24 protein-coding genes are annotated in these 18,252 nt (G+C 68.4%); 1 reads left to right on the forward strand and 23 read right to left on the reverse strand.

Going from position 1 to position 18,252, the window contains the following annotated elements; genetic code table 11:
• Positions 1–63: 63 nt before the first annotated feature.
• The 22 genes from tilS to ACP7BH_RS13850 all read right to left on the reverse strand — a co-directional run bounded on the left by tilS (position 64) and on the right by ACP7BH_RS13850 (position 16,599).
• Positions 64–1,308, reverse strand: coding sequence for a tRNA lysidine(34) synthetase TilS (gene tilS / locus ACP7BH_RS13745; RefSeq protein ID WP_425986086.1), 1,245 nt, complete (start codon positions 1,306–1,308; stop codon positions 64–66).
• Positions 1,299–2,159, reverse strand: a complete 861-nt coding sequence (locus ACP7BH_RS13750) for a tol-pal system protein (RefSeq protein WP_425986088.1) — start codon at positions 2,157–2,159, stop codon at positions 1,299–1,301. Before ACP7BH_RS13750 ends, tilS begins: the two co-directional genes overlap by 10 nt.
• Positions 2,160–2,202: 43 nt before the next feature.
• On the reverse strand, positions 2,203–3,345 hold the full coding sequence (locus tag ACP7BH_RS13755) for a DUF3667 domain-containing protein (protein ID WP_425986090.1): 1,143 nt from the start codon (positions 3,343–3,345) through the stop codon (positions 2,203–2,205).
• A gap of 126 nt (positions 3,346–3,471) precedes the next feature.
• Positions 3,472–4,035 carry a peptidoglycan-associated lipoprotein Pal gene (gene pal / locus ACP7BH_RS13760; protein ID WP_346494213.1) on the reverse strand — a complete coding sequence of 188 codons (564 nt, stop codon included), beginning with the start codon at positions 4,033–4,035 and terminating at the stop codon, positions 3,472–3,474.
• 141 nt (positions 4,036–4,176) lie between these two features.
• The gene (gene tolB / locus ACP7BH_RS13765; RefSeq protein WP_425986092.1) at positions 4,177–5,553 is read right to left on the reverse strand and encodes a Tol-Pal system beta propeller repeat protein TolB; all 1,377 of its coding nucleotides are present in this window, start codon (positions 5,551–5,553) and stop codon (positions 4,177–4,179) included.
• Positions 5,554–5,670: 117 nt separating this feature from the next.
• The gene (locus ACP7BH_RS13770) at positions 5,671–6,546 is read right to left on the reverse strand and encodes a hypothetical protein (protein ID WP_425986093.1); all 876 of its coding nucleotides are present in this window, start codon (positions 6,544–6,546) and stop codon (positions 5,671–5,673) included.
• A 5-nt stretch (positions 6,547–6,551) separates the two neighbouring features.
• Positions 6,552–7,007 (reverse strand): ExbD/TolR family protein, encoded by a 456-nt coding sequence (locus tag ACP7BH_RS13775; RefSeq protein WP_425986095.1) that lies wholly within the window; start codon positions 7,005–7,007, stop codon positions 6,552–6,554.
• 3 nt (positions 7,008–7,010) lie between these two features.
• On the reverse strand, positions 7,011–7,763 hold the full coding sequence (gene tolQ, locus ACP7BH_RS13780; RefSeq protein WP_425986097.1) for a protein TolQ: 753 nt from the start codon (positions 7,761–7,763) through the stop codon (positions 7,011–7,013).
• A gap of 139 nt (positions 7,764–7,902) precedes the next feature.
• Positions 7,903–8,334 carry a hypothetical protein gene (locus tag ACP7BH_RS13785; protein ID WP_425986099.1) on the reverse strand — a complete coding sequence of 144 codons (432 nt, stop codon included), beginning with the start codon at positions 8,332–8,334 and terminating at the stop codon, positions 7,903–7,905.
• 26 nt (positions 8,335–8,360) lie between these two features.
• Positions 8,361–8,822 (reverse strand): tol-pal system-associated acyl-CoA thioesterase, encoded by a 462-nt coding sequence (gene ybgC / locus ACP7BH_RS13790; protein ID WP_425986101.1) that lies wholly within the window; start codon positions 8,820–8,822, stop codon positions 8,361–8,363.
• A 9-nt stretch (positions 8,823–8,831) separates the two neighbouring features.
• A complete protein-coding gene (locus ACP7BH_RS13795; protein WP_425986102.1) occupies positions 8,832–9,218 on the reverse strand; it encodes a hypothetical protein in 387 nt (128 codons plus the stop codon).
• On the reverse strand, positions 9,215–10,681 hold the full coding sequence (locus tag ACP7BH_RS13800) for an alpha/beta hydrolase (RefSeq protein ID WP_425986104.1): 1,467 nt from the start codon (positions 10,679–10,681) through the stop codon (positions 9,215–9,217). Before ACP7BH_RS13800 ends, ACP7BH_RS13795 begins: the two co-directional genes overlap by 4 nt.
• A gap of 86 nt (positions 10,682–10,767) precedes the next feature.
• Positions 10,768–11,043 (reverse strand): BrnA antitoxin family protein, encoded by a 276-nt coding sequence (locus ACP7BH_RS13805; RefSeq protein WP_425986106.1) that lies wholly within the window; start codon positions 11,041–11,043, stop codon positions 10,768–10,770.
• Complete coding sequence (locus ACP7BH_RS13810) at positions 11,036–11,296, reverse strand: BrnT family toxin (RefSeq protein WP_425986108.1); 261 nt, start codon at positions 11,294–11,296, stop codon at positions 11,036–11,038. The genes ACP7BH_RS13805 and ACP7BH_RS13810 overlap by 8 nt, the downstream gene beginning before the upstream one ends.
• Positions 11,293–12,330, reverse strand: a complete 1,038-nt coding sequence (ruvB, locus tag ACP7BH_RS13815; protein WP_425986110.1) for a Holliday junction branch migration DNA helicase RuvB — start codon at positions 12,328–12,330, stop codon at positions 11,293–11,295. Before ruvB ends, ACP7BH_RS13810 begins: the two co-directional genes overlap by 4 nt.
• A 223-nt stretch (positions 12,331–12,553) precedes the next feature.
• Positions 12,554–13,186, reverse strand: coding sequence for a Holliday junction branch migration protein RuvA (gene ruvA / locus ACP7BH_RS13820; RefSeq protein ID WP_425986112.1), 633 nt, complete (start codon positions 13,184–13,186; stop codon positions 12,554–12,556).
• Entirely contained in the window at positions 13,183–13,701 is a 519-nt protein-coding gene (gene ruvC, locus ACP7BH_RS13825; RefSeq protein WP_425986114.1) for a crossover junction endodeoxyribonuclease RuvC, read from the reverse strand. The genes ruvA and ruvC overlap by 4 nt, the downstream gene beginning before the upstream one ends.
• Before the next feature lie 47 nt (positions 13,702–13,748).
• Positions 13,749–14,447, reverse strand: a complete 699-nt coding sequence (locus tag ACP7BH_RS13830; protein WP_425986115.1) for an MgtC/SapB family protein — start codon at positions 14,445–14,447, stop codon at positions 13,749–13,751.
• 76 nt (positions 14,448–14,523) lie between these two features.
• Positions 14,524–15,042, reverse strand: a complete 519-nt coding sequence (locus ACP7BH_RS13835) for a hemerythrin domain-containing protein (protein ID WP_425986118.1) — start codon at positions 15,040–15,042, stop codon at positions 14,524–14,526.
• A 75-nt stretch (positions 15,043–15,117) separates the two neighbouring features.
• The gene (locus ACP7BH_RS13840; protein ID WP_425986120.1) at positions 15,118–15,516 is read right to left on the reverse strand and encodes a DUF86 domain-containing protein; all 399 of its coding nucleotides are present in this window, start codon (positions 15,514–15,516) and stop codon (positions 15,118–15,120) included.
• The gene (locus ACP7BH_RS13845; protein WP_425986122.1) at positions 15,482–15,778 is read right to left on the reverse strand and encodes a nucleotidyltransferase family protein; all 297 of its coding nucleotides are present in this window, start codon (positions 15,776–15,778) and stop codon (positions 15,482–15,484) included. Before ACP7BH_RS13845 ends, ACP7BH_RS13840 begins: the two co-directional genes overlap by 35 nt.
• 47 nt (positions 15,779–15,825) lie before the next feature.
• Positions 15,826–16,599: a YebC/PmpR family DNA-binding transcriptional regulator gene (locus ACP7BH_RS13850; RefSeq protein ID WP_346494241.1), complete on the reverse strand. Its 774-nt coding sequence runs from the start codon at positions 16,597–16,599 to the stop codon at positions 15,826–15,828.
• A gap of 136 nt (positions 16,600–16,735) precedes the next feature.
• Here ACP7BH_RS13850 and ACP7BH_RS13855 point away from each other — a divergent pair, with 136 nt between their 5' ends.
• Positions 16,736–16,936 (forward strand): hypothetical protein, encoded by a 201-nt coding sequence (locus ACP7BH_RS13855; protein WP_425986124.1) that lies wholly within the window; start codon positions 16,736–16,738, stop codon positions 16,934–16,936.
• Positions 16,937–16,961: 25 nt separating this feature from the next.
• Here ACP7BH_RS13855 and ACP7BH_RS13860 read toward each other — a convergent pair whose 3' ends face one another.
• A complete protein-coding gene (locus ACP7BH_RS13860) occupies positions 16,962–18,245 on the reverse strand; it encodes an arsenic transporter (protein ID WP_425986126.1) in 1,284 nt (427 codons plus the stop codon).
• Positions 18,246–18,252: the final 7 nt, after the last annotated feature.

Below are 18,252 nucleotides of genomic sequence, written 5' to 3' on the forward strand. Positions count from 1 at the left end.
CCCGAGTGGGTCGACGGTCTGGATGTGTCTGCCTGGGAAAATAGGAGCTTAATCAGCGTTACGCTATCGGGTGGCGGAAATCAGGTCGTCTTCGTGCGTCGTTTCGTCCAGCGCCAGCCTGAGCCGTTCCGCGACAAGCGCGCGCCGTTCGACCCCTTCGCCTGCAAGAACCGGCGCCAAGCCTGCGTCCCTGATCAACACAGGCCAGGCTCCGCGTGTCGCCGTCGGCAGGCGATTGATCCAGGCCCTGTCGGCCTCCGACAGGCTCGCCAGCCGCCCCCGCGCCGCCTCGACCGACCATCCCGCCTGTTCGGCGCGAAAGGCGAAACGCCCGTCCCACACCGCCTCGACGCCTGGCGCCAGCACCAGCGGAGCCGTCCCCCGCCGCCCCAGCTCGCCCGCCTCGCGCATCACCCGCACCCCATCACCGGCCGCCTCGACCCGCGCGCCGCACAGGGTCGCAGCGAATTCCTCGCCCGCCTTCAGCCGCGTCGTCAGAGCCTGAAGCCGCGCGCCACGCGGCGGCGTCCCCCCGCCACCGACGCAGACCAGAGCCGCCGCCAGCGCCCGCGCTCCGATGTCGCGGTCTGCGCGCACCATCGTCTCGCCGTCCATCGCCAGCCCGCGCCCCGCCTCGACACGCCCGTCATCCGACACATCCGGCGCCCGCCCCGCCAGAGCCTGCCGCGCCCGGCTGCGCCCGAACCTGGGATCGGCGTTGGCGGGGTCCTCGATCCAGTCCGCCCCATGCTGCACCAGCCAGTCCCGTAACACCCCGCGTCGCTCGCCCAGCAAGGGTCTCAGCAGCATCAACCCCCGCCCCTGCGGCCACGCCGGCGACGGCGACCATTCGCGCACCCGCCCCAGCGTCGAGCCCTGCGCCCGCATCAGATCGGCCTCGGCGATGTCGTCGGCGGTGTGGGCGAACAGCACGACCCGCGCCCCCGCCTCGCGCGCGGCATCGGCGATCAGCCCATGCCGCGCCGCCCGCGCCGCCGCCGTCAGCCCGGTCTTCGGCTTGTCCCCGTCCCAGCTCAGCGCGCGCCAGTCGGCCCCCGCCGCCTGCGCGGCCTCTCCAGCGAACGCCGTCCAGCCGCCGCTCTCCGCATTCAGCCGGTGATCCACAGTCAGGGCCAGCACGCGCCGCCCACGCGACTGCGCCCAGTCGGTCGCCAGCCGCAACAGGGCGATGGAATCCCCGCCCCCCGACAGGGCCAAGGCGACAGGCCGCTCCGTATCTCGCGTCAGTCGTGCATCCAGCCGCGCGAACGCTCGCGCCGTCAGATCATTGTCGGGCGTCAGGCGCACCCGCCCGTGGTCTTCAACTGCGCGGCCCGCGCCTTCTGCGGGTCAGAGGCGGCGGGCGCATAGCGGCGGGTGAACTCGCCCAGGGCCGCACAGCCCTGCGGTTTCCTCTGGGTCGCAAACAGGGCGTCGGCCAGTTTCAGCGTCGTGTCCGCCGCCCAGCCGATGCGCGGCCAGTCCTTCAGCGCGGCGGCGTAATAGGGCACCGCCCCCGCCTTGTCGTTGGCTGCGACCCGCAGGTCGCCCAAGCGCGAGTTGGCCTCGCGCGACTGCGGCGTATCGGGCCAGGCCGCGATCACCGTCTCCAGCGCCCGCTCCCCGCGCGGCCGGTCGCTGGACAGCAGGGCCACCGCCGCCGCCAGATCCCGCGTCGCATCGCCGGTCGGCGAGGTCGCCTCGATCGGCGCATTCAGCTCGGCCGCCGTTTCCAGCTTCTGGAGACGCGCCTCGGTCTCGGTCAGCCGTGCGGTCAGGGCCTGGTTGTCGCGCGTCGCCTCATCCAGCTGGAACGTCAGCCGCTCGTTGTCGCCGTTGATCCGGCGCACCGTGGCCTCCAGATCGCCCAGCCGCCGATCCATCAGGGCGAACTGCCCCTGCAGCGTCACCACCTCGGGGTCCGGCTCGACCAGCACGGGCTGACCGGCGGCGTTCCTCTGGGTCAGGGCGCGCTCCAGCCGGCGCACATTGCGGTCCAGCTGGTCCAGGCGGCGATTGTCCCACTCGGTCCGCTCCATGATGTTGGGCTGGGACTGTTGCGCGACGGCGGCGCCGCCGATCAGGACGACCCCACCCGAAGTAGCAAGAAGGGCGGCGGCGGCGAGAAGGTGAGCACGAGAGATCAAGAGCTTGGTCATTCGTCTAGCTTTCACCGATTTGGGGCCGCCGCAAGGCCGGTCTTCAGTGACCCAGCCCCAGATAGACGATGGCCGTCACGAACAGCCCCACCACGATGTTGCAGAACACCAACAACGCCGTCGTCCGCCACAGGGCCGAGAACCAGGACAACGAATAGGCGCACTTCATCTGGGCGAACATATGCACCGGCACGGCCAGCACCCCCAGGGTGATGACGATCTGCCCCAGCCACCCCGCCAGCGTCGCCGACAGCACCATCAGCATCAGCAGCATGGCCATGAAGGTCAGCGAATACAGGACATAGACCCCGTGGTCGTACAGGGTGAACCCGCGCTTCCACAGGAACAGCAGGGCCACGAACGGGATCGACAGCGGCACCAGCAGGAAGGCGAACTTGTACATCGTCTGCTGCAATTTATAGAACGCCAGGTCCGGGTTCTGCAGCTTCTTCAGCACCGTGGCGCCGACGCCGTGGCCTTCCTTGTTCGCGTCCTGGCCGACGACCTTCAGCTTGGTCTCGCCGGCTTCGCCGGTCGCCATATCCTTGATGCTGGCCTGCCAGCTTCCGGGCTTCAGCCCGTCGGCGCGGCCGTCACGCTGTTCGACCTCCAGCCGGGCCAGGGCTGTGCGTCGGTCGTCGACCAGCTTCTGTCCGGCGTTGATCGCCATCTGCATCGTCGGGGCAGGTTGGGCGGCGCTCTCAGCGCGCAGCTGGACCAGCGCCTTTTCGGCCTCGGCCAGACCGACCCGCTGGGCGGCGATCCGCTCGCTCATCTCCGCCGCCTCGCCGGTCTTGGATTCGGGGTGCGGCATGAAGCTGAGCGCGAAGAACATCACGAACAGGGTGAACAGGAAAATCGCCAGCGGCGACACATAGCGCGACCGTTTCCCCTCGACCCATTCGCGCGTCAGTCGGCCGGGGTTCAGCCACAGCAGCGGCAGGGTGCGCCAGATGCGGGCGTCGAAATGCATGACCCCGTGCAGCAGCTCTTCGCCCAGGTGCAGCAGGGTGCGGTGGACGTGGGTCGGCTGGCCGCACTCAGCGCAGAAATTGCCGCTGGTCTGCGCGCCGCAGTCGGAACAGACGCCGTGCGCGTGTTCCTCGCCCGCCTTGCCCGTCGGTTTCTCGATCGCCCCCGCGATCAGGCCGCCCGTGACGACGCCGCCCGCCCCTTCGATATCCATGTCCTGATCCCCCGATCCTTACGGCGACGTTCTTGCCGCCCGCCCGGCGTCAGGACAAGCGCGGAAACGAAAAGAGGCGCCGACCGGGATCGACGCCTCTCTCGATAATCAGCTGTCTTTCGCTGTTTAGCGCGGCGCGCCCGACACGATGGCGGTGTGGGCGTTGCGGTTGCGCGCGAACGAATCCTCGCTCGACCCTTCCGCGATAGGCCGCTCCTTGCCGAAGCTGATGGTGTCGATCCGACCCGCCGGAATGCCCCGGTTGATCAGATAGGTCCGCACCGACTCGGCGCGGCGCGCGCCCAGGGCCAGGTTGTATTCGCGCGTGCCGCGTTCGTCGGCATTGCCTTCGATGCGGATCGTCACCGACGGATAGCGTTGCAGCCACTGGGCCTGGGCGTCCAGGCGCGGCATGGCCTCGGGACGGACCTCATAGGAGTCCAGGTCGAAATAGATGCGGTCGCCGACGTTGACGACGAAGTCCTGCTCGGTGCCCGGCGCGGCCGAACCCATCTCGCCGCCGGTCACAGGGCCTGTCGGGGCGGTCGGATAGGCGGGGCCCGTCGGCTGCGTCGTGCCGTCGTTCGGACCAGGCACGCCGGTCTCGACCGGGGGCTTGCGGGTGCAGGCGGCCATGGCGGCGACGGCGCAGCCCACCATCGCCAGCTTGAGAATGCGGGAAGTCTTCATGAGGTCGTCTCCTGACGGTGTTTCTTATGCGAGGCCGCAGCCCTCAAGCTTGGCGATACTGTCTGCCTTGGGCAATTTTTCGGCGCCAGAGGCGATAACGCACAGTTCAGCTTTAAGGCTCCGACGTGATCGGCGTGGGGTTTACGACGGACAGGCGTCCGCCCCCTGGTTCGTGCCCAGATTGGTCGGCGGGCGGTCCAGCAGCGGCGACCAGGCGGGGTCGGTGCCGCGCCCGTTATAGCCCGCCTGCGACACCACCCGGCCCGACAGGTCCACGGTCCACAGACGCGTATCGCCGCCGCGCGTCTGACGCGCGAACATGACGTAGCGGCCGTTGGGCGCCCAGTTCGGACCTTCCTCGAAATAGCTGGACGACAGGATGCGCTCGCCCGATCCGTCCGCGTTCATAACCCCGGTCGAGAATTGGCCGCCGCCCTGTTTGGTGAAGGCGATCAGATTGCCGGTCGGGCTCCACGACGGCGCCGTATACAGGCCGCCCCCGCGCGAGATCGGCCGCTGGCCCGATCCGTCCGAGCGCATGACATACAGGCGCGCCGACCCCGAACGGTCCGAGGTGAAGACGATCTGGCTGCCGTCCGGGCTGAACGAGGGCGAGGTGTCGATGCCGGGATCGTTGGTCAGGCGCGTGATCTGACGGCTTCTCAGGTCCATCACATAGACGTCGGTGTTTCCGCCCCGGATGATCGAGAAGGCGATCTTGTTGCCGTCGTTGGAAAAGCGCGGCGCCAGCACCTGACCGTCGAACTCGCCCAGGCTCTCGCGCCGGCCGGTCGTCAGATTGTACAGATAGATGCGGCTGTAGTCCTTGCCCAGCGCCACATAGGTGATCTCGTCCGGCTGCGACAGCGAGAAGCGCGGCGACATGATCACCTCGTCGCCCTGGGTCAGATAGGTCGGGTTGAACCCGTCCTGGTCGGCGATGGTCAGGCGGTTGATCCGATTCAGCTGCGTGCCCTCTTCGGACACGAAGATCACGCGCGAATCGAAGAAGCCGCTCTCGCCCGTCATCCGCTGATAGATGACGTCCGAGATCTTGTGCGCGATCCGGCGCCACTGTTCCTGCGTCGCGGTGAACTGATAGCTGACCAGCTGGCACTGGCGGTAGGGATCATACAGGCGGAAGCCCACGTCCAGCCGCCCGTCGCCGCGCGTCGTCACCCCGCCGTACAGCACCGCCTGCGCCCCGATCTGGGTCCACTGCGAAAAGTTCGGCGCATTGGCCAGCGTCAGCCCCGTCTCGATGAAGCTGGACGGGTTCAAGGGCTCGAAGAAGCCCGACCGTTTCAGATTGCCGCTGACCACGTTCGAGATGTCCGACCCGTGCGTCCCCGCAAACGGCACGACCGCGATCTGAAGCGGCCGCAACACGCCCTGATCGATCTCGACCTCGACGGGCTGGCTCTGTTGAGGCGTCATTTGAGGCGTCTGGGCCGCCGTCGTCAGCGGTGCGGCCAAAGCCAGGGCGGCGGCGGAGGCCAGAAGAAGGTTCAGACGCATCAGATGCTCCCATAAGTCTCGAAGGATCGCCGCCCCTTATCGCCGGGCCGTTCGACTTTCGCCAGCTTCACGGGGAATAGGGCCATATTCGGGACGGCAGTCCGGGGGTTCGGCGGATCAGCGATTGCGGCACGCCCGTTCGGTGTTGAACGTCGGCCGATAGACGCCGCCGGGGAAGCCCTGGGGCACGTCGAACGGCGCGGTCTGGCGCAGGGCGCGCAGGGCGCCGTCGGCGGCGGCGCGATAGACGTTCGAGGACTGGGCGTTGATCAGGCTGGGCCCGCGCGTGATCCGCCCGTCAGCCGACAGGGTCAGCTCCACCTGGATCCGCAGCTGGTCCGCGCCGGGGATGTCGCAGGGCAGGATCCAGTTCGGATAGACCTGATTGAAGATGGCCGTGATCTGCGGTCCCGTCGCCTGGGACGCAGTCCCCGCCCCCTGCTGACCCGTCGCCGGGCGGCCGCGATTGTTGGTCGGGCGCGTCGGTCCGGCCAGGGCGTCCAGGTCCAGGCTCGGCTCGGGCCGTTGCGGCGCCGGACGGGCGGGCGCGGGCGTCGCCGGGCGCGGATTGGTCGGGGCCTTGGTCGGCGGCGCAGGCGTGGGCGGCTGGGGCCGGGGCGGCGTCGGGCGCGGCGGCGTCGGACGCGGCGTGGGGGTCGGCGTCGGAGCAGGCGTCGGCCGCGCCGGCGTGGGCCGTGGCGGCGTCGGGGTCGGACGCGGCACGGGCTGGGGCGGCGTCGGCTGGGGCGTCGGCGGAACCGGATCGGGCTGCTGCACCGGCGCGGTCGCGGCGTCATCGGGCGAGGGTTCGGGCTGCGGATTGTCGGCCGGTGCCGCCTGCACCACCTCCTCCGAGACGATGGTCACCGGCACAGAGGCCACCAGCGGCGTCTCGTCCTCGTCCACCTTGTGCGAAAACGTCACGAAGGCGAGCGCGATCACCCCGGCATGCAGGGCGAGGGATCCGAGGATCGCGGGGCTGGGACGACGCAAGGGGCTCAGGCCTCCGGCGCCGTGTCGGTGATCAGGTTCAGCTTGGTGAAGCCCGAGGCGCTCAACCGCGCCATCACCCGCGCCACCGCCTGATAGGGCGCGCGCCCATCGGCCCGCACGAACACCGGCCGTTCGGCCGCCTGTTCTGCGCCGCCGGCCTCGGTCAGCAGGCGCGCCGACAGGGCGTCGAACGCCGTCTCGCTGTCGCCGACGAAGATGGCACCCTGCTGGTCGATGCTGACCGACAGGGGTTCCGACTTGATCTCGACCGCGCTGGCCTCGGTCTTGGGCAGTTCGACCGGCACCCCGACCGTCAGCAACGGCGCCGAGATCATGAAGATGATCAGCAGCACCAGCATCACGTCCACCAGGGGCGTGACGTTGATCTCGGTCAGAGGGCCTTTACGCCCCCGCCGTCCCCGACGACCGCCGCCGCCGCTCGAACCACCGCCCAGGGCCATGGCTCAGCCGCCCCGCTTCAGGCTGAGGTCGCTGGACGCCACGGGCGGAGGCGGCGGGGCCGAGGGGCTGCCCAGGCGGCGCGCCACGGCGGCCTGCAGGTCGTCCGCAAACGCCTCCAGCCGATTCGAGAACTTGCCCGCGTCGATCGAGAACTTGTTGTAGGCGATATAGGCCGGGATGGCCGCCGCCAGGCCGATGGCCGTAGCGAACAGGGCCTCGGCGATGGCCGGCGCCACCGTCGTCAGATTGGTGTTGCCCGCCGCCGCGATACGGCCGAACGCATTCATGATGCCCCACACCGTGCCGAACAGGCCGATGAAGGGCGAGGCGGTCGCCACGACCGACAGCACGCCCAGACCGTTCTCGATGCGCTGGCTCTCGCGCGTGATCAGGCTGTTCATCGCCCGGTCGATGCGGGTCATCAGCAGGTCGCCCTGGTGTTCGTTCAGCGCCCCGCGCTGACGCGCCTCGCGCCAGTCCGACAGGGCGATCACCAGCATGCGCGGCAGGGCGTGGTCCGGCGCCGGCCCGGCCTGTGCCGCGACGTCCTCCAGCGACCGGCCCGACTGGACCGCCTTTTCGAAGTCGTCGGCCTGTTTGTTCAAAGCCGTGAACCGCACCGCCTTGTCGATGATGATGGTCCACGACCAGATCGAGGCCGCCGCCAGCCCGATCATCACCGTCTTCACCACCCAGTCGGCGGTCATGAACAGCTCGACGGGGTTCATCATCGAGGCGTCGATGGGCATTGTCATTCAGGCGCTCCGGGCGGAATCGAGTTCGTTCACGCCCTCTTCGACCCAGCGGACGTGACCATTGTGTGGCGTGCGGCCCGTTTAGCTCCGACCCGACCGCCCGTCATCTGACAGGCGCGTCATAAGGGTTAACAGAGGGTTATTCCGCGCCCGATCCACGCGTCGGATCGACCGCGACGGCCACCGGGGCGCCGACGCTGATAATCACGCCCTCGTGGCCTTCCTTGGCGATGGAATAGGTGGCGGCGTCGCGCAGCAGCTGTTCCTCGCACAGACGGTCTCCGGCTCGGCCCAGTTCGGCGCAGCCGCGCTTGGCCGCATCGGTCCAGCCCAGCACTCGGCGCGTCGCCGCCTCGGCCCGTTTGATCGCCGCCTCGTCTTCTGCGGCGGCCTGGGCGATCAGCGCCTGACGCGCGCCCTGCTGGTATTGCAGCTCGGCCTGGCCCGCCATCTTGCGTTCCCAGACCTTGTAATAGGGACAGCCCACCAGCCCGCCGCCGATCAGCAGCAGGAACAGCAGGACCGTGACGACCACCGCGCTGGTGGACATCTTGTAGGTTTCGGCAGCCATGACGTTTCCCCTCGTTTGAGCGAACTTTAATCGGCGCCCGCACTCGCCGCCAGCCACGGGGTCACCTTCTCGACCAGGCCCTTCGACGGTCGCCGCGGCCGTCCGTCCAGGTGGATGCAGACCGCCGTCACCTCGGCGCGGCACAGCACCTCGCCCGCCCGCTCGACGCTCTGGCGGATGATCAGCCGCACCCCCTTCACCTCTTCGTAGATCGTGCGCACCACCAGGGCGTCGTCGATCCGCGCGGGCTTGAGGTATTTGATGTTCATCTCGGCCACCACGAAGGCCAGCGGCTCGGCCTCCTCCAGCAGGTCGGCATGCCCCACCCCGATAGCGCGCAAGAAGTCGGACCGCCCCCGCTCGAAATAGCGCACATAGTTGGCGTGATAGACCAGGCCGGTGAAATCGGTGTCCTCGTAATAGACGCGCACCGGCAACAGGTGGTCGCGCCCCTCGAAACGGCCGGCGGTGGGTTGGTCGATGCTCATCCGTGCAGTCTAGCGCACCGGAGACGGCTGCGTAGGCCCCTGCATGAAACCGGGGCAATAGCGCTGTCGCATCTCGCGAAACTCGGTCGGCAGGGGATCGTCGCTGAACAGGATGCGGTTGGGGATCGACACGAAGCCCACCGCCGGACCGCCCGCGACCCGCCCCATATAGCCGCACACCGCCCGCCTCTGCCCCGCCTCGGCATAGCGCAGCTCGGCGCCGGGGCCCGCCTGTATGCGGATCTGGCGCGTGACCCGTGTCGAGGCCGGCTCGGGCGAGGGCGCGTTCGCCGGCCGCATGGCGACCCAGGCGGCGACGGCGCACAGGGCCAGAACGACCGCCGCCGCGATCATCGTCCACCGTTGTCGCGGGCTGCGATGCGGCGTCATCTTCATGCGGCGGGCGTATCCAAGGTGAAGTCCAGCGGCGTATCGGCGGCCGGCAGGCAGCTGCGATCCACCGGTTTCGACGGATCACGCAGGAAGTCGCGCGCCATCTTGCGGGTGCAGGGGCTGGCGTTGATGACGCCGTGGGTGGCGTTGGTCACGATCACCACCTGGCTGTGGGAATAACCCTTGGCGGCGGCCTCGGTCAGGGGCGGCGGACAGCCCGGATCGATTTCGGCGGCGACGAACAGGGTTGGGATGTCGGTCTGGACCGGCAGGTTCTCGATCGGATCGGCCGGCCGCTCGCCCACCGCCGCACAGACGTCGAACAGACGCGACAGCGACGGGACCAGCACCTCGGCCACCGGATCGCCCGCCGCGCCCGCAACCAGCCGCGCCTTGGACTCGAACGGCAGCTCCTCCTTGCACAGGTGCGCCATGTGCTGGCCCTCGAAATAATAGGTCCGGTCCTCGGCGATCTCGGCGACGGGGCTCAGGTCGCCGGCGATGATCTTGTCCAGATCGACCGGCAGCCCCCGCACCCCCGTGGCGCTATAGGTCGTGTCCATCAGAAAGGCCGCAAGGTCATCGATGGTAAACGTGCGCCCGTCCTTGCCCGTCAACGGTCCCGCCAGCCATTTGCGCGCCTCGACCTCGAACCGCGCCTGAAGGTCGGGATGCTGGGAGGCGCAAGCCGTCTGGGCCGCGCATTTGGCCAGGATGATCTTCACCGCCGCCGACACCTGTTCCGGCGTGCCGACGGCCCAGTTGCCCTCGGGCGGCCAGGGGCTGTCCATCACGGCGGCGCGCACGATCTGGGGCTGATGGGTGATCACCGCGGCCTCGATGCGCGGCCCGTACGACCCGCCCCACAGGTCGATCTTCGTCAGGCCCAGCGCCTGGACCATGTCCTTCACATCGTCGGCGATGGCGGCGGCGTTGTACTGGTTCAGATCGACGCCCTGCGCCTGATACCCCTTCAGACAGGCGATCAGCCCGTCGCGATCCGCGTCGGACGGCGGCCCGGCGTCGGTCAGTTGCACCCCCGGACAGTCCATCGACGGCCTGCTCGCCCCGCCCCCGCGCTGATCGAACAGGATCACGTCCTGATCCACGGCGAAGGCCTCGGGATTGCGGCGCAACGCCCCCAGCATCCGCCCCGCCCCAGGCGTCAACGCGCCACCCGGCCCGCCATGGAACATCACCATCGGCGGCAGCGCCTGTCCCGAAGCGTCCCTGAACGGCGCGCTGGCCTTGATGAGCACCACGGCGACGTCGATGCGCCGGTCGCTGACGCTCCCGTCACGCGCCTCGTCTACCGTCAGCATCCCGCACCGCACCTCGCGCAGACCCGTCGGCCAGTCGCTGGGGCAGGCCTTGTCGTTGAACACAGGCGCCGCAGCGCGGGCGGGCGGAGCCAGAACGGTCAGGCCGGCTGCGAGCGCCAGGACGGCCAAGGTGCGCAGGATCATGGGACGGCTCCGGTTCGCCCCCAGCAAACCCCCGCCCGCCCCGCTTGGCAACCGCCTATTGGAGATCAGGCCCCGACCGGCCCCAATCAGGCCGCATGCTTCTTGCGAGCGGCTTCCGTCAGCGCATCCGCCATCCGCTCGCGCCAATCCTCGCCCTCTTCGGCGAAGGCGCGAATGGTGTCCGGCGACAGCTTCAGCGCCACCTCCCGTTCGGCGTCGAGTTGAGCATAGAGGTCGGGCAGCACGTCCCGCAAAGGCTGCGCCTTGCCGAAATCCTCGTCCGTCCATTCCGGATTGTCTTGATCGTCAATCTCGACGTCTTCGTAATCGCTCTGATCAAGGCTGAGTTTCGGATCAGCCATAGCGTTTGTTCTCCTTGGCGTTCGCGCGCCGCAGACTGATGGCCCTCAACGTCCCGTCCCGGAAGGTAAAGGCCAGCATGTGCAGCCGCCCATCCAACATACCATAGGCCCGCCATCGTGGCTCGCCGTAATCCTGACGCTCGTCCGCAAGCACGAAGGCGGCGCGGAGATCGATTTCGCCGGCACGGGCCAACGACAATCCATGCTTCTCGCGATTGCTCGCATCCTTGCCCGGATCGAAGGCGACCTTCACTCGAACAGGTCGCCCGGCGTCGGGTTTCCGGGAACCTTGGGCGGCTCGCCCAGCCCCAGGTGGGCATAGGCCTTGGCGCAGGCCACCCGTCCGCGCGGGGTGCGCATGATGAAGCCCTGTTGCATCAGATAGGGTTCGATCACGTCCTCGACCGCGTCGCGCGCCTCGGCGATGGCGGCCGCCAAAGTGTCCATCCCCACCGGTCCACCGCCGTAGTTCTCGATCAGCGCCTTCAAGAACCGCCGGTCCAGACTGTCCAGCCCGGCCTCATCCACCTCCAGCCGCGCCAGCGCCCGCGCCGCCACCAGTTTGGAGATGGTCTCCGCCCCCTCGGCCGAGGCGAAGTCCCGCACCCGGCGCAGCAACCGCCCGGCGATCCGGGGCGTGCCGCGCGCCCGCGACGCGATCTCGCGCGCGCCGTCCTCGTCGATGGCCGCCCCCATCTTGCGCGCCGTGCCGCGCACCACCGCCGTCAGTTCTTCGGGGCTGTAGAATTCCAGCCGCAGCGGAATCCCGAACCGGTCCCTCAGCGGCGTCGCCAGCAGACCCGCCCGCGTCGTCGCCCCGACCAGCGTAAAGGGCGCCAGATCGATCCGCACCGAGCGCGCCGACGGCCCCTCGCCGATGATCAGATCCAGCACATGGTCCTCCATCGCCGGATACAGGATCTCCTCCACCAGCGGGCTCATCCGGTGGATCTCGTCGATGAACAGGACGTCGCGCGGCTCCAGATTGGTCAGGATCGCCGCCAGATCGCCCGCCTTGGCCAGGATCGGTCCGGATGTGGCCCGGAACCCCACGCCCAGCTCGCGCGCCACGATCTGCGCCAGCGTCGTCTTGCCGAGTCCCGGCGGCCCGAACAGCAGCACATGGTCCAGCGCCTCGGCCCGGCCCCGCGCGGCGTCGATGAAGACCTTCAGATTGCCCTTGGCCTGCGACTGGCCAACGAACTCCGCCAGCGTCTGCGGCCGCAGCGCGCGGTCATAGGCTTCGCCGGGGGCGGCGTCGGCGGCGACCAGTCTGTCATCGCTCATCGCACCGCTCCCCGACGCGACAGGCCTACAGCCCCTTCAGGACCACGTAGCCGACCACCATGGCGATCAGACCGACGGCGAAGACGATCACGACCTGCAGTTTCTTGTTCATTGTCAAATCCACTCTGACGTTTCGGGGGGGCGTCCGCATAGGCCGCGTCACGCACCCGGCTCAACCCCGCCGCCCTTGAACCTGGCCCGAAACCTGGGGAGCGTTCCGTTCTCACCGCCCCAACTCCTGCAAGGCCGCCCGGATCACGGCGGGCAGTTCGGCCTCGTCGCCCCCGTTTTTCGACTCAAGCCGAATCAGCGCCTGATCCACGGCCCGGCGCGCATTGACCTCGGCGACGCCCAGGCCCAGCAGGGCCGACACCGCCTCGCCGGTGATGGACGGCGCAGGCGGCGCGATCTCGACATGCATCCCCGGCGCGGTCGGCGCGAAACTGACGTCGCCCAGCGGCTTGCCCTTCAGCTCGGTCACGATCCTCAGCGCCAGTTTCGGCCCCACGCCGTTCGCCCGCGCCACGGCCGCCTTGTCCTCGCGCGCCACCGCCCCCGCCAGTTCGCCCGGCGGCAGCACGTCCAGCACCGCCAGCGCCGCCTTGGGCCCCACGCCCTGGATGGCCAGCAGGGTAGTGAAGGCCCGCCGCTCGTCGCGCGTCAGGAACCCGTACAGGCGCGGCCCCGCGTCCTCGCTCCACTGCGAATGCACATGCACCGTCGCCTCGTCGCCCGGCGCCGGCAACCGTCCCAGCGTCCGCGCCCCGCACGACACGACATAGCCCACGCCCGCACAGTCGATCAGGCAATCCGCCTCCCCGACCTCGGCCAGCACGCCCCGCAAACGCCCGATCACGCCGCCCCCCGATGCATCGCTTCCAGCAAGGCCCGTTTCCTCAGTTGCGCATGGGTGATGGCCACGGCCAACGCATCGGCGGCGTCCGCCTTCACGTCGCCCGCTGTCGGCAACAGCCGCTTCACCATGAAGGCGATCTGGCTCTTGTCCGCGTGCCCCGCGCCCACCACCGCCTTCTTGATCAGGTTCGGCGAATATTCCGCCACCGTCAGCCCCAGCTTGGCCGGCGCCAGCATCACCGCCGCCCGTGCATGGCCCAGCTTCAGGGTCGAGGACGGGTTCACGTTGACGAACACCTCCTCCACCGCCGCCTCCTCGCAGCCGTGGTCGGCGCAGATCACGCCCAGCGCCTCGAACAGATGCAGCAGCCGCTCGCTGAACGGCGCGCTCTCCGGCGGACTGACCACCCCGTGCGCCACCCACCTCAAGCGCGCGCCGTCGGACACGATTACCCCCCAGCCGGTGCGTCGCAGACCGGGGTCCAGGCCTATGATTCTGACAGGTTCGTTCGCCATCCGTTCCCCTCATGCCGCAAAGAGAGTTATCGGGCAATGAACGGTTTTCAGTCGTCGCGCGGGTCCAGGCTGTAGGCGACCACGCCGGGTATCGCGCACAGCTGCTCCGCCAGCCGCTTCAGCTGACTTTCCTCCGCCGCCCTTAACCGCCACGTCCGCCGCACGGTCCGCCCCTCGTCGATCAGTTCGAACGTGTCGTGCCGCACCTCCGCGTCTATCGCCCGCAAGGCCCCTTCGATGGCTGGCTCGGGCGACGCCTCGCGCCGCTCCCAGCACACTTCCGCGTCCACCACCGTTCGCGCCGGCAGCCGCCGGCTGATCAGCTTCAGCCCGATCAGGATCAGGGCCGTCACAACCGTCGCCGCCGCGCCCAGCGCATACAGGCCCGCGCCAAACAGAATGCCGATCGCCGATGTGATCCACAGCGACGCCGCCGTGGTCAGGCCGTGGATCGAGAAGCCGGTGCGGAAGATCACGCCCGCGCACAGGAAGCCGATCCCCGTCAGCACGCCGTGCGCCATCCGCGTCGGATCGGTGACGATGTTCTCGTCGGGCAGGGCGCGGAACGCCCAGTCCGCCTGCGACATGGCCGCAAGCATCAGCAGAGCCGAGGCCAAACTGACCAATATGTGGGTGCGCAGGCCGGCCGGTCTTCCGCGCCATTCCCGCTCGAAACCGATCACACCGCCCGCGATCACCGCGCCCAGGATCGGCGCCACCGCGCCTTCGAGACTGCCCAGATTCATCCTCGCTCAACGACGACGCGCGGCGGGATGTTCCTTGGACGGACAGTCCTGCGACACCCTGTTCGCAGGCCGGCCGTCAGCCGTGTTTTTCGATATAGGCTTCCGGGTCCTTGTTCACCGGCTTGACCCCGGTGATGTGCTCGGCCTCGAAGGCGGCGAACCTGACCGCCAGCGCATGGCGCGTCTCGATGTCCGCATTCATGCGGAAGTCGGTCAACCCCTGCCGCTCCTCCTCGCCCATGTGCTTGGAGTTGACCACGTTCGCCTCGCCCACGGCGTCGAACCAGGCCTTGGTTCCCACCTCGTGCTGCTCGACCGCCTTGACCGCATCGCGCAGCTTGTTGTGATCCTCGATGGCGTCTTCGGTCTCGCCTTCGACCGTGCCGTCCTCGGCGTCGTTGGCGCCCTCGCCCTGTTTCAGCAGCTCGGGATAGAAGAACCGCTCCTCGGCCTCGGCGTGCACGTCCAGAAACGCCGACAGCCTCAGCCACACGGCGCTCAGCGCATCCACGTCCTTGGGGTCGATCTGTTCGATGATCGCGAACAGCCGACGCTGTTCGGCGTGGTCGTCGAGGATCAGCTGGGTGATGTCCATGGGGCGCTCCAGGCGTAACGGTGAAGCCTCGTTACGCCTTCGCCGCCGCCGGGTTCCGTGCGAACGACTCGCGCCCTATTTCGGGTGATGGTCTCGCAGCGGCTCGTCGCCCAGGACCGCATTGGCTGCGGCGATCAGATCGTTCAGTTCACCATGCACGATGGCCCAGACGCGGCTTTCCGCGACGTTCTGATAGACGTGGCGAAAGACATTGCCGGAATCCTCGATCTGCCGCCATCGGATCGACGGATGATCGGCCTGCTGGGCGCCACGAAGACGCCGAGCCGCTTCCGACACGATCTCCAGACATCGCGTGACCGCATAGAAGGTCTTGCGATCCGCCGCGAACTCGGCGGCCGACAGGGTCGCGCAGAAGCTCTGCGCCAAAAGGCAGTTGTCCAGAATGGCCCGCCAGGCGAGCCTCTCCCTGCGATCCGGCTCAGAAAGCAAAGATCGCCTCGCGCTCCGCCTCACGGCGGACGGGTTCGATCAGCATCTCGCGATCCGACACGTCTGCGCGGCCCGCGAACAGGTCGCCGATGAACTGGGTGATGCCGACGTAGTCGTAGAGGTTCACGTCCGCCGCCGGGTCGATCTGGACCATGATGTCCAGATCGCTGTCAGGGCCTGCATCGCCACGTGCGACCGATCCGAACAGGGCGGCATGCGTGACGCCCTGACGACGCAGTTCGCCCTCGTGCTCGCGCAGGACGGCAATGACGGCGGCGCTGTTCATGACGACAGTTTAGCGCGAACGCCGTTTCGACGCGAGGGCGCCGGAAATCAGCCCGCGTACTTGGCCGCGTCCTCGTCCGAGACATCCTCGTTGGAATAGACCGCCGACACGTCGTCCTCGGCGTCCAGCGCGTCCAGCAGCTTGAACAGCGTCCCGACCGCGTCGCCGGTGACCGGCACTTCCGACTGCGGCTTCCAGACGATGGCCGTCGATTTCGGATCGCCCAGCACCTTGGACATGGCCTCGGCGACCTCGTTCAGGTCCTCGAAGGCGGTCCAGATCGTGTGGCCCGGCGCGTCTTCGTAGATGTCGGGCTTGACCAGGTCGCTCTCGACGTCCTGGGCGCCGGCCTCGATGGCGGCCTCCATCACGGCGTCTTCCGAACCGGCCTCGGCGGCATAGGTGATCTTGCCGACCTTGTCCCACATGAAGGCGACCGAGTTCATCTCGCTCAACGCGCCGCCGTTCTTCTTGAACGCCGCGCCGATGTTCGACGCAGCACGGTTGCGGTTGTCGGTCAGAGCCTCGACGATGATGCCCACGCCGCCCGGACCCCGGCCCTCGTAGCGGACCTCTTCCATCGTATCGACGTCGCCGCCCGAGGCCTTGTTGATGGCGCGGGTGATCACGTCCTTGGGCAGGCTCTCGGCCTTGGCGTTGTTGACCGCCAGACGCAGGCGCGGGTTCAGCGCCGGATCGGGCATGCCGTTCTTGGCCGCCACGGTGATGTCGCGCGACAGTTTGGAGAACAGCTTGGAACGCTGCGCATCGGCGCGCCCCTTGCGGTGCATGATGTTCTTGAATTTCGAGTGGCCGGCCATGGGATCGTCTTCGTGCGTTCTGGAACCTGAGCGGGCGGTCCTAAACCAACAGTGTCATCCTGTCACGATGGGTGACAGGGGTGGAACCTCGACCGTTTGCGCGTATTGATCCCCCGCAGACAGACGGAGCGCAGCCATGACCGCAGACGACACCATCTACGAAGCCCAAGGCTACATGGACGAAGACCTGCACGAGGCCGACATCGTCGAATGGTACGAGACCCGCCCCGTGACCGTCTCGACCGCCGTCGCCACCGGCGCCATCGCCACCGCCTTCACCCTAGGCGCCCTGACCGCCGTCGGCGCCCTGTTCCTGATCGGCCGCCTGGACGACTGACGGCCGGGGAGACCGGTCGCCGCAGTCAGACGGTCAGTCTTAGGGCCAAAGCCGCCAAGGTCACGGCGAGTACGGGCAAGGTCATGACCACCCCGACCCTGAAATAGTAGCCCCAGCCAATCTGCACGCCCTTCTTCGCCAGGACGTGCAGCCACAGCAAGGTGGCCAGCGATCCGATCGGCGTCATCTTGGGGCCCAGGTCGCTGCCGATGACATTGGCGTAGATCATCGCCTCCTTGACCGCGCCCGTCGCCGACGAGGCGTCGATGGACAAGGCGCCGATCAGGACGGTCGGCATGTTGTTGGCGATGGACGACAGGAAGGCGGTCAGGAACCCTGTCCCGAAGGCCGCGCCCCAGACGCCGCCTTGCGCGAACCGGTCCAGCAGCCCTGCGACATGGCGGGTGAGGCCGGCGTTCCCCAGCCCATAGACCACCAGATACATGCCCAGGGAGAAGATCACGATCTGCCAGGGCGCCTCGCGCAACACCCTGGTCGTGCTGATCACCGCACCCCGGCCGGCGACCACAAGAAGGATGGCCGCGCCCGCTGCCGCGACGGCGGAGACCGGGACGCCCCTGGGCTCCAGCACGAAGAAGCCGACCAACAGAAGAGCCAGCACGATCCACCCCGCGACGAAGGTCGCGCGGTCCTTGATCGCCGTCGCCGGAAGGGCGAGCCGGTCGATGTCATAGGCCCTGGGGATGTCGCGCCCGAAGACGATGAACAGGACGACGAGCGTCGCGGCGATGGCCGCCAGGTCCACCGGGATCATGACCGCCGCATAGCGGTCGAAGCCGATGTCGAAGAAGTCGGCCGAGACGATATTGACCAGGTTGGACACCACCAGCGGCAGGCTGGCGGCGTCGGCGATGAAGCCTGCCGCCATGACGAAGGCCAGGGTCGCTTTTGGGCCGTAGCCGAGCGCCAGCAGCATGGCGATGACGATGGGCGTCAGGATCAGCGCCGCCCCATCATTGGCGAAAAGGGCCGACACCGCCGCCCCCAGCAGGACGAACAGGACGAACAGCCTGCGCCCATAGCCGCCGCCCCAGCGACCGACATGCAGCGCGGCCCATTCGAAGAAGCCGGCCTCGTCCAGCAACAGGCTGATGACGATGATGGCGATGAAGGTCGCCGTCGCATTCCAGACGATGCCCCAGACCACGGGAATGTCGTTCAGGGTGACGACGCCCAGCAACAGCGCAACCGCCGCGCCCCCCATCGCGCTCCAGCCGATCTGCAGGCCCTTCGGCTGCCAGATCACCAGGGTGATGGTGACCGCGAAGATCAGAAGGGCGACGATCATGGGGCGG

This window comes from Brevundimonas sp. TWP2-1 (genome assembly GCF_049897645.1).
In the GTDB taxonomy this organism is placed as follows: Bacteria; Pseudomonadota; Alphaproteobacteria; order Caulobacterales; family Caulobacteraceae; genus Brevundimonas.

What these genes read in the sequence shown, in the direction of transcription:
- ACP7BH_RS13750 (WP_425986088.1), bottom strand. Translation starts at nt 2,159, where the DNA reads ATGACCAAGCTCTTGATCTCTCGTGCTCACCTTCTCGCCGCCGCCGCC.
- ACP7BH_RS13755 (WP_425986090.1), bottom strand. Translation starts at nt 3,345, where the DNA reads ATGGATATCGAAGGGGCGGGCGGCGTCGTCACGGGCGGCCTGATCGCG.
- pal (WP_346494213.1), bottom strand. Translation starts at nt 4,035, where the DNA reads ATGAAGACTTCCCGCATTCTCAAGCTGGCGATGGTGGGCTGCGCCGTC.
- tolB (WP_425986092.1), bottom strand. Translation starts at nt 5,553, where the DNA reads ATGCGTCTGAACCTTCTTCTGGCCTCCGCCGCCGCCCTGGCTTTGGCC.
- ACP7BH_RS13775 (WP_425986095.1), bottom strand. Translation starts at nt 7,007, where the DNA reads ATGGCCCTGGGCGGTGGTTCGAGCGGCGGCGGCGGTCGTCGGGGACGG.
- tolQ (WP_425986097.1), bottom strand. Translation starts at nt 7,763, where the DNA reads ATGACAATGCCCATCGACGCCTCGATGATGAACCCCGTCGAGCTGTTC.
- ACP7BH_RS13785 (WP_425986099.1), bottom strand. Translation starts at nt 8,334, where the DNA reads ATGGCTGCCGAAACCTACAAGATGTCCACCAGCGCGGTGGTCGTCACG.
- ybgC (WP_425986101.1), bottom strand. Translation starts at nt 8,822, where the DNA reads ATGAGCATCGACCAACCCACCGCCGGCCGTTTCGAGGGGCGCGACCAC.
- ACP7BH_RS13795 (WP_425986102.1), bottom strand. Translation starts at nt 9,218, where the DNA reads ATGAAGATGACGCCGCATCGCAGCCCGCGACAACGGTGGACGATGATC.
- ACP7BH_RS13800 (WP_425986104.1), bottom strand. Translation starts at nt 10,681, where the DNA reads ATGATCCTGCGCACCTTGGCCGTCCTGGCGCTCGCAGCCGGCCTGACC.
- ACP7BH_RS13805 (WP_425986106.1), bottom strand. Translation starts at nt 11,043, where the DNA reads ATGGCTGATCCGAAACTCAGCCTTGATCAGAGCGATTACGAAGACGTC.
- ruvB (WP_425986110.1), bottom strand. Translation starts at nt 12,330, where the DNA reads ATGAGCGATGACAGACTGGTCGCCGCCGACGCCGCCCCCGGCGAAGCC.
- ruvC (WP_425986114.1), bottom strand. Translation starts at nt 13,701, where the DNA reads ATGGCGAACGAACCTGTCAGAATCATAGGCCTGGACCCCGGTCTGCGA.
- ACP7BH_RS13830 (WP_425986115.1), bottom strand. Translation starts at nt 14,447, where the DNA reads ATGAATCTGGGCAGTCTCGAAGGCGCGGTGGCGCCGATCCTGGGCGCG.
- ACP7BH_RS13835 (WP_425986118.1), bottom strand. Translation starts at nt 15,042, where the DNA reads ATGGACATCACCCAGCTGATCCTCGACGACCACGCCGAACAGCGTCGG.
- ACP7BH_RS13845 (WP_425986122.1), bottom strand. Translation starts at nt 15,778, where the DNA reads ATGAACAGCGCCGCCGTCATTGCCGTCCTGCGCGAGCACGAGGGCGAA.
- ACP7BH_RS13850 (WP_346494241.1), bottom strand. Translation starts at nt 16,599, where the DNA reads ATGGCCGGCCACTCGAAATTCAAGAACATCATGCACCGCAAGGGGCGC.
- ACP7BH_RS13855 (WP_425986124.1), top strand. Translation starts at nt 16,736, where the DNA reads ATGACCGCAGACGACACCATCTACGAAGCCCAAGGCTACATGGACGAA.
- ACP7BH_RS13860 (WP_425986126.1), bottom strand. Translation starts at nt 18,245, where the DNA reads ATGATCGTCGCCCTTCTGATCTTCGCGGTCACCATCACCCTGGTGATC.